We start from the raw sequence: 8141 nt of genomic DNA, 5'->3' as shown, positions 1-8141 counted from the left end.
CCCACACCCCACCCAACAACCAGCCGATTCTTGACCTCAGACCCCCCACCAAAACCGCCCTCGGGCAGCACGAAACCAGTGGACGGGAAGCGAGGACGTTCGAGTGGGACGTTCGCCCGGACCTGTTTGCCCGGACCTGTTCGCCTGGACATGCCCGGGCAGACATGCTCGTTTGGTCAGCGCAGGTCCCGCCGGGACAGCACGAACGCGGACAGTGCCCACAGCCCGCCGGTGAGCACCACGGCGGCGAGCACGATCGAGCCCATCACCGTGACATCGAGCCCCGCCGCGTCGGAGACGGCGCTGTTGCCCAGGAACAGCGCCGAGGTGACCAGGGAGTGTGGGAACAGGTAGGTCACCGCACCTCCCTGACCGCCGTACAGCAACCCCGTTCCGATTGCGCATCCCAACAACCCCACCGCCACGGGTGCGGTGAACGAACGGAACGACATCGACAGCAGGGATTGTGCGGCCACCACGGGGAGGGCGGCCACCACCCCCAGCAGGGCCACGACCAGGTACTCCGACGGCGGCGCACCCTCCAACCCGAGCACGAACGCCCCGATCACGACCACCAGAACCAGCAGGACCACCTGCATGGCCGCCACCACGAGGGTGAGCGAAGCGATCTTGGCGCCCACGATCGCCCCGGGGCGCTCGGGCGTGGACATCAACAGGTTCCAGTTGTGGCCTCGGTGCTCCATCCGCCAGCCGGCCGAAGCCAGCACGGCCACCCCCATCGACATGAAGAACAGGCCGTAGAACAGCACCGACTGGGACCAGTAGGACTCCCACCCGGAGGACAGAGCCCCCTGGTTGGCGGCGTAATTCACGGTCCCCGCCGTGACGGCGAGCACCGGCAGCACGAAAGCGACGACCCACAGGGCCGAGCGACGCAGTTTGGTGAGTTCGGCGAGGATCACGCGGGACCTCCTTCGGCTCGGTCCAAGTACCGGCACGCCCCGAGGAACAGGGCCGCCGCGGCGCACAGGAACAGGGCGAAAGCCCAGGGGATGGGCATCGACTCGATCAATTGGTCGTCGGCCATCGCCACCGGCGAGATCGCCGCGTAGTAGCCCCACGGCAGCACGTAGGCCGCCCACGTGGGCATCAGCAGCGCGTAGACGGCGTAGAACGCCCCCAGCAGCCCCACACCGAGCCCCACGAGCTGGTTGTCCACCCGGGCGGCCAGCCACAGGTGCAGGCCCAGCAGAGCCAGGTTCACCAGTAGTAGGAAGAGCCCGTAGCGCGCCCACAGGGCGACCGGGGGAGCGACCTCGATCCCGACGACCAGCCCTGCGAGGAAGAGCAGCACGCACTGCGCCACGACCGTGAGTGTCAGGGCCAGACCCAGGACGACCGCCTTGGCCCGGCACAACAGCCCCGGCCCCAGACCGGACATCCGGGCGAGGAACCACCCCTGGCTCTGGTGTTCGATGTCCACCTGACGTCCGGCGAGCACCGCGACCAGGACCGGTGAGGTCATCGCCGAGATCATCACCTGGTTCAGAAGCAGGGACTCCCAGGGTTGCGCGGCCGGATCGGCGAACCCCTCGCGGGCGCTCTCGGAGAAGAGGTTCATCCCTGACAGGGCGACGACGGCGACCGTCATCACCAGGCACAGCACCCAGACCCGCAACCGGCGGGTCTTGTGGACCTCCAGGCCCACGGCCATCCGCATCACGACAGCCCCTCCCGCCCGGTCAGGTCCATGAAGACCTCCTCCAGGGAGCGCCGCACCCGATACAGCCCGTGGACGGGGACGTCGTGCCGGACCAGGCGCCGCACCAGGGCCGCGGCGTCATCGTCGCCCAAGCCGGGCAGACGCAGCCCTTCGTCGATGGGCGAGGCGGACAGCCCCAGGGCCAGGGCGCGTTCGGGTTCAAAGGTCTGGAGGATCAGGTCCGGGGTGCTGCGGTCGAACAGCTCCGCTCGGGTGCCCTGGAAGACCAACCGCCCTCGACCCAGGATGCCCAGGACCGAGGCCATCCGGTCGACCTCGTCCAACAGGTGACTGGAGACCATGACGGTGACCCCCTCGCCGGCCAAGGACTTCAACAGGTCGCGGATCTCCTCGATCCCCGCCGGGTCCAGTCCGTTGGTGGGCTCGTCCAGAATCAGCAGACGGGGTTCGCGGGCCAGCGCCATGGCGATGCCCAATCGCTGCTTCATGCCGAGCGAGTAGGCGCGGACCGGCTTGTCCATGTGGTCGCCCAACCGCACCGTCGCCACGGCGCGTTCCACCTGACGGTCGGTGAGATCGAGCATCCGGCGGACGATCGCCATGTTCTCCCGCCCGGTCAGATGTCCGTAGCCGGGCGGGGACTCGATGAGGGAACCGATGCGCGGCGAGAGTTCGTGCCGGGTGCGGTGGTCCATGGGGCGGCCGAAGACGCTGACTTCGCCCCGGGTGGGCCGCACCAGCGACAGCAGCATCTTCATCGTGGTGGACTTGCCCGACCCATTGGGGCCGAGGAACCCATAGACGCAACCCTCGGGCACGCGCAGGTCCAGGGAGTCCACGACCGTCCGCGACCCGTAGGTCTTGGTCAGTCCCTCTGTGGTGATGACGTGATTCATGAAGCTCCTTCCACCAAGGAGACTCCACCGTCGAACCCACGCGGCACATCGGACCGAGGTACCGAGAAAGGACTCATACCAGGGTCTGAACCAGGACTTCAGGCGTCGCGGAGCAGGTCCTGTCGATCCACCAGCCCGGCGCGGAAGGCGAACAGCACCGCCTGGACCCGGTCACGCGCCCCCGTCTTGGCCAGCACGTTGCCCACGTGGGTCTTGACCGTGGGCATGGACAGCACCAGCAGTGCGCAGATCTCCGTGTTCGTGTACCCGCGCGCCATCGTGGTGAGGACCTCACGCTCTCGTGGTGTCAGCGACTCCAACGCCCGTCGGGTCTCCCGCGAGGGAAGGGCCGACGGACCCGGACCATGGCCCAACATCGGACGTACGTGCTGGAGCAACCTTCGGGTGGAACTCGCCGAGACCACCGAATCGCCCTGGTGCACGGTGCGCAGCGCCTCCAGGAGTTCCTCCGGGGGAGTGTTCTTGAGCAGGAAGCCGGCCGCGCCGGCCTCGATGCCCTCGACCACGTACTCGTCGGTGTCGAAGGTGGTGAGCACGACGATCCGACACCGAGCGCCCGAGTCCACCAGAGTGCGGGTGGCGCTCAGCCCGTCCGTCCCCGGCATCTGGACGTCCATCAACAGCAGGTCCACCGGGTCCGTGTGCTGACACTTCACGGCCTCGGCGCCGTCGCCGGCCTGCCAGAGGACGGTCATGTCGGTCTGAGAGTCGATGACCATCGCCATCCCGGCGGTGAAGAGCCGCTGGTCGTCGGCCAGCCCCACCCGGATCAAGTCGCCTCCCAGGGGATGGTCGCTCGAACCCGCCAGACGTCGGTGCTCTCGTTCCATCCGACCTCCAAGTCGCCACCGTGCAGGGCGATCCTTTCGCGCATACCGACCAGACCGTGTCCACCCTCCCTGTCACGGGGGTCTCGGGTGTCGGAGCCGATCGGGTTGGTCACGGTGACCACGAGCAACATGGGGGAATGTTCGAGGTGGACCCTCACGGCGACCCGACCGGCGTGTTCGAGGGCGTTGGCCAATGACTGCTGGACGAGGCGATAGACCGTCAGTTGCGCGCTGACGGGTGGAGACGCCTCCTCGCCCTCCCGCGTCAGACGGACCCGAAGACCCGCCCGCCGGTACTCGTCCACCAGCGAAGGGACCTCCGTCAGTCCGGGCGCGGGGGAGACCTCACGTGGTCCGTCCTCCCGCAACACCCCCAGAAGTCGGTGCAGTTCACGAGCGGACTCCCGGCCCACCCGCCCGATCGTCTCCAAGGCGGTCACCGCGGATTCCGGCGACGATCGCGCCGCGTAACGGCCCCCGTCCGCCTGGGCGACGATGACGTTCAACGAGTGCGCGAGGACGTCGTGCATCTCCCGTGAGATGCGGTTGCGCTCGTGCAGAGAGGCCAACCGCAACTCCTGTTCTCGTCGTGCCTCCGACAACCGGGTGTGCTCCCGGAGCCGGTCGACCTCCTCCAGGTTGTGCCTGCGCACCGTGCCGAGCAGGGCGAACAACAGCAGGGTCGTCCACGTCGAGACCAGGGCGATGACCCGGTCGTCGAAGTCGTGGGTTCCGACGATGTTCGGCATGAACAGAACGGTCCAGGCCGCTCCCAGGAGCAGCAGCACCAGGACCGCACGACGCCACCACGTCGGCAACTGCGCCTGTGAGGTGTAGGCGGCGACCAGCGCGCAGACCACCGACAGGATGGTGAAGTGTTCCATCCAGAGCACCTGGACGACCAACAGCACCGCCAGGGCCGTCAGCGCGGTCAAGGGGCGGATTCGACGCACGGCCAACGCCGCGCAGAACCCCACGGCCAGGGCCAGGTAGGCGGCGGAGCCCGTGGGCGAGGCGGACGACAGCGGCCAGGTCGCCAACGTCAGGACGAACCAGAGCGCGGCCCAGGCCGCGTCCATGACGAACGTGTGTCGACGCGCCCAGGACGTGGCGCGAGCGTGGGCCGATCGCGGTGACGGGACGGACATGACCCCACACGCTACAGAGCGCGGCGGCGAAGGTCCTCATGCCACGGTACGAGCTTTCGGGCCGCCGGGTTGCCTATCCTGAGGGGGTCAGCAGCACCCTCACCTCCAGGGGATGGATCGATGAACGTCCTGCTCACCGGTGGCGCCGGGTACATCGGCTCCCACACCGCCGTCGCGCTCCTCGAAGCCGGACACGAGGTGGTGGTCGTCGACTCCTTGGTCAACAGCCACGAGGAGTCCCTGCGCCGGGTGGAGCGGATCACCGGGCGTACCCTCACCTTCCACCGGGCCGACTGCACCGACCCCGAGGCGATGCGGGCGATCTTCGATCGGCACGACGTCGACGCGGTCATCCACCTGGCGGGGCTCAAGGCCGTGGGCGAGTCCGTCCAGCAGCCCTTGCGCTACTACCGCAACAACCTGGACGCGCTGCTCACCCTCTGCGAGACCATGCACGCCGCCGGGGTTCGTGACCTGGTCCTGAGTTCCTCGGCCACGGTCTACGGCGACCCGGACCGGGTGCCCATCACCGAGGACGCCGGCCTGTCCACCACCAACCCCTACGGCAGTACCAAGCTGTTCGCCGAGCGCATCCTCGACGACCTGGCCACCGCCGAATCGGACTGGCGGATCATCTCCCTGCGCTACTTCAACCCGATCGGCGCGCACCCCAGCGGCCTGATCGGCGAGGACCCCCAGGGCATCCCGAACAACCTCTTCCCCTACATCGCCCAGGTCGCCGCCGGGCGTCGGGAGAAGCTGAGCGTCTACGGCGACGACTACGACACCCCCGACGGCACCGGGGTCCGCGACTACCTGCACGTGGTGGACCTGGCCGCCGGGCACCGGGCCGCCGTCGACCGTCTGGCCGACGCCCCCGGGCACCGGGTCTACAACCTCGGCACCGGACACGGGACCTCGGTCCTGGAGAGCCTGCGCGCCTTCGAACGCGCGACCGGGGACACCATTCCGTACGAGGTGATCGGGCGCCGGCCCGGCGACATCGCCATCTGTTACGCCGATCCCTCCGCGGCCGCCGGTGAACTCGGTTGGAAGGCGGAGCTGACCGTGGACGACGCCTGCCGGGACGCCTGGCGCTGGCAGTCGACCAACCCGAAGGGTTTCGCGGGCTGATCCCGGAGCGTGCCGGTTCGCATACCCGAGCGGGCATCCTGAACATGGTCAACGCCCTAGACTGGATGGACATCCCGATTTTTCTGCGGAAGGTCCTCCGTCGTGTCCGTTGCTGCTGACAGCACGTTCGACACCGTCCTCGTCGTCGACTTCGGTGCGCAGTACGCGCAGCTGATCGCGCGACGGGTCCGCGAGTGTCACGTGCACAGCGAGATCGTGCCCTCGACCATGCCGGTCGAGGAGATGCTCGCCAAGAAACCCAAGGCCATCATCCTCTCCGGCGGCCCCTCGTCGGTGTACGCCGAGGGCGCCCCGAACGTGGGGCCCGAGCTGTTCGAGACCGGGGTCCCGACCTTCGGTATCTGCTACGGCTTCCAGGCGATGACGCGTGCCCTGGGCGGGGTCGTCGACCGGACCGACCTGAGCGAGTTCGGTCGCACCCGGATGTCGATCACGGCCGACTCTCTGCTGTTCGAGGGGCTGCCCGCCGAGCTCGACGTGTGGATGTCGCACGGTGACTCCGTGGTCCGGGCCCCCGACGGCTTCACGAGCGTGGCCGGCACCGTGGGTGCCCCGGTCGCCGCCTTCGAGGACACCGACCGTCGCCTGTTCGGCGTCCAGTTCCACCCCGAGGTCATGCACAGTGAGCACGGCCAGGATGTGCTGCGCCGCTTCCTGTACGAGGGGGCCGGCTGCCGTCCCACCTGGACGATGGTCAACATCGTCGAGGAACAGCTGGAACGCATCCGCGAGCAGATCGGCGACAAGCGCGTCATCTGTGCCCTCAGCGGTGGCGTGGACTCCGCCGTGGCCGGCGCACTGGTTCAGCGCGCCGTGGGCGAGCAGCTCACCTGTGTGTTCGTCGACCACGGTCTGCTCCGCAAGGGCGAGTCCGAGCAGGTCGAGAAGGACTTCGTGGCGATCACCGGCGCCAAGCTCAAGGTGATCGACGCCGAGGAGCGTTTCCTGTCCGCGCTGGCCGGGGTGACCGACCCCGAGGAGAAGCGCAAGATCATCGGCCGTGAGTTCATCCGCGTGTTCGAGCAGGCGGCCCGCGAGGTCGTCGACGAGAGCGGAGAGGACGGCGCCGAGGTCGAGTTCCTGGTGCAGGGCACCCTCTACCCGGACGTGGTGGAGTCCGGTGGCGGCAGCGGTACCGCCAACATCAAGTCGCACCACAACGTCGGCGGCCTCCCCGACGACCTCCAGTTCACCCTGGTGGAGCCGCTGCGCGAGCTCTTCAAGGACGAGGTCCGTCGGGTCGGCGAAGAACTGGGCCTGCCCTCCGAGATGGTGTGGCGTCAGCCCTTCCCCGGCCCCGGTCTGGGCATCCGCATCATCGGCGAGGTGACCCACGAGCGGTTGGAGATCCTGCGCGAGGCCGACGCCATCGCTCGCGAGGAACTCACCCGCGCCGGGCTGGACCGCGACATCTGGCAGTGCCCGGTGGTGCTGCTCGCCGACGTGCGTTCGGTGGGCGTGCAGGGCGACGGCCGCACCTACGGTCACCCCGTGGTGCTGCGCCCCGTCAGCAGCGAGGACGCCATGACGGCTGACTGGTCGCGGGTGCCCTACGACGTGCTGGCCCTCATCTCCAACCGGATCACCAACGAGGTCCGCGAGATCAACCGGGTGACGCTGGACGTGACCAGCAAGCCCCCGGGCACGATCGAGTGGGAGTAGGACTCCCCTGAGAACGAGGACGGGGCCCGACGCGTGTGCGTCGGGCCCCGTCCTCGTTCGTGTGCGTTATTCGGGGGCGGGGAGCCTGATGTTGGTCGGTTCCTGCTCCGGGTGGTGGAACAGCTCCAGGGACTCGGGGAGCTGGTCGACCGTCAGGATGAACACCAGGGGACCGATACCGACCTCGCCCGGTTCGATCGTCTTCCACAAGCTCGCGTCGGACTCGGGGGCCGTCGGCGACTCCGCGTTGAGCCAACGCCTGTCGTCCGTCACCAGCTTCTGGCCCTCGGAACCGAAGTCGAACGGGGTGGCGCCTCTATTCTCCACGGCCAGGTCGACCACGCAGTAACGGCCACCGGAGGTGGTCGAACGGCCGGACAGCTTCTTGTCGCAGTAGAGCCGCTCGATCCGGTAGAGGACCGACTCGTCGGCGGAGAGCACCGCGCCGTTCTCGTCGGTGGGCGCGGGTTCGCCCGGGGCCGGGTCGGCCTGGGAATCCTCGTTCTGCTCCGGGCTCTCCGCCGAGGCCCCTGGACCCTCTCCCTGGTTCTGGTCCGGGCGGAAGGCACCGTTCATCGCCAGTAGGAGCAGCAGGGCGAGGGCCGTCGTCAGGGCGATGGCGGCCGCGATGGCACCCCAGTACAAGGTGCCGTGCCTGCCGGGTGTGGTGGGGCGGTGCGGCGGCGGGGGCACCGGTGGGACGTACGGCTGCGGGCCCCGATGCTCGGGCGGCGGCACCATCGGG

The 8141-nt window shown here is 68.7% G+C and carries 8 protein-coding genes; 2 read left to right on the top strand and 6 right to left on the bottom strand.

The window, feature by feature from the left end; translation table 11 throughout:
* Positions 1 to 176: 176 nt before the first annotated feature.
* The 5 genes from BQ8420_RS10565 to BQ8420_RS10545 all read right to left on the bottom strand — a co-directional run bounded on the left by BQ8420_RS10565 (position 177) and on the right by BQ8420_RS10545 (position 4579).
* Complete coding sequence (locus tag BQ8420_RS10565) at positions 177 to 923, bottom strand: ABC transporter permease (RefSeq protein WP_087097852.1); 747 nt, start codon at positions 921 to 923, stop codon at positions 177 to 179.
* Complete coding sequence (locus tag BQ8420_RS10560) at positions 920 to 1681, bottom strand: ABC transporter permease (protein WP_087097850.1); 762 nt, start codon at positions 1679 to 1681, stop codon at positions 920 to 922. The genes BQ8420_RS10565 and BQ8420_RS10560 overlap by 4 nt, the downstream gene beginning before the upstream one ends.
* Entirely contained in the window at positions 1681 to 2580 is a 900-nt protein-coding gene (locus BQ8420_RS10555) for an ABC transporter ATP-binding protein (RefSeq protein WP_087097847.1), read from the bottom strand. Before BQ8420_RS10555 ends, BQ8420_RS10560 begins: the two co-directional genes overlap by 1 nt.
* Before the next feature lie 98 nt (positions 2581 to 2678).
* Positions 2679 to 3374, bottom strand: a complete 696-nt coding sequence (locus BQ8420_RS10550; RefSeq protein WP_087097854.1) for a response regulator transcription factor — start codon at positions 3372 to 3374, stop codon at positions 2679 to 2681.
* The gene (locus tag BQ8420_RS10545; RefSeq protein ID WP_087097845.1) at positions 3371 to 4579 is read right to left on the bottom strand and encodes a sensor histidine kinase; all 1209 of its coding nucleotides are present in this window, start codon (positions 4577 to 4579) and stop codon (positions 3371 to 3373) included. Before BQ8420_RS10545 ends, BQ8420_RS10550 begins: the two co-directional genes overlap by 4 nt.
* A gap of 120 nt (positions 4580 to 4699) precedes the next feature.
* Between BQ8420_RS10545 and galE the strand changes: the two genes are divergently transcribed.
* Together galE and guaA are read left to right on the top strand one after the other, a co-directional pair.
* Positions 4700 to 5713, top strand: a complete 1014-nt coding sequence (galE, locus tag BQ8420_RS10540) for a UDP-glucose 4-epimerase GalE (RefSeq protein ID WP_087097843.1) — start codon at positions 4700 to 4702, stop codon at positions 5711 to 5713.
* Between the two features lie 102 nt (positions 5714 to 5815).
* Positions 5816 to 7396: a glutamine-hydrolyzing GMP synthase gene (gene guaA / locus BQ8420_RS10535; RefSeq protein WP_087097840.1), complete on the top strand. Its 1581-nt coding sequence runs from the start codon at positions 5816 to 5818 to the stop codon at positions 7394 to 7396.
* Between the two features lie 66 nt (positions 7397 to 7462).
* On the opposite strand, the gene BQ8420_RS10530 is transcribed toward guaA, so the two are convergent.
* Positions 7463 to 8141 (bottom strand): DUF4352 domain-containing protein (locus BQ8420_RS10530; RefSeq protein ID WP_143847189.1); only part of this gene is annotated, 679 nt, incomplete at its 5' end.

The sequence above is a fragment of the Nocardiopsis sp. JB363 genome, assembly GCF_900143625.1.
Taxonomy (GTDB): domain Bacteria; phylum Actinomycetota; class Actinomycetes; order Streptosporangiales; family Streptosporangiaceae; genus Nocardiopsis.
Note: the sequence above shows the minus strand (reverse complement) of the source record. Positions and strands in the feature narration are given on the sequence as shown.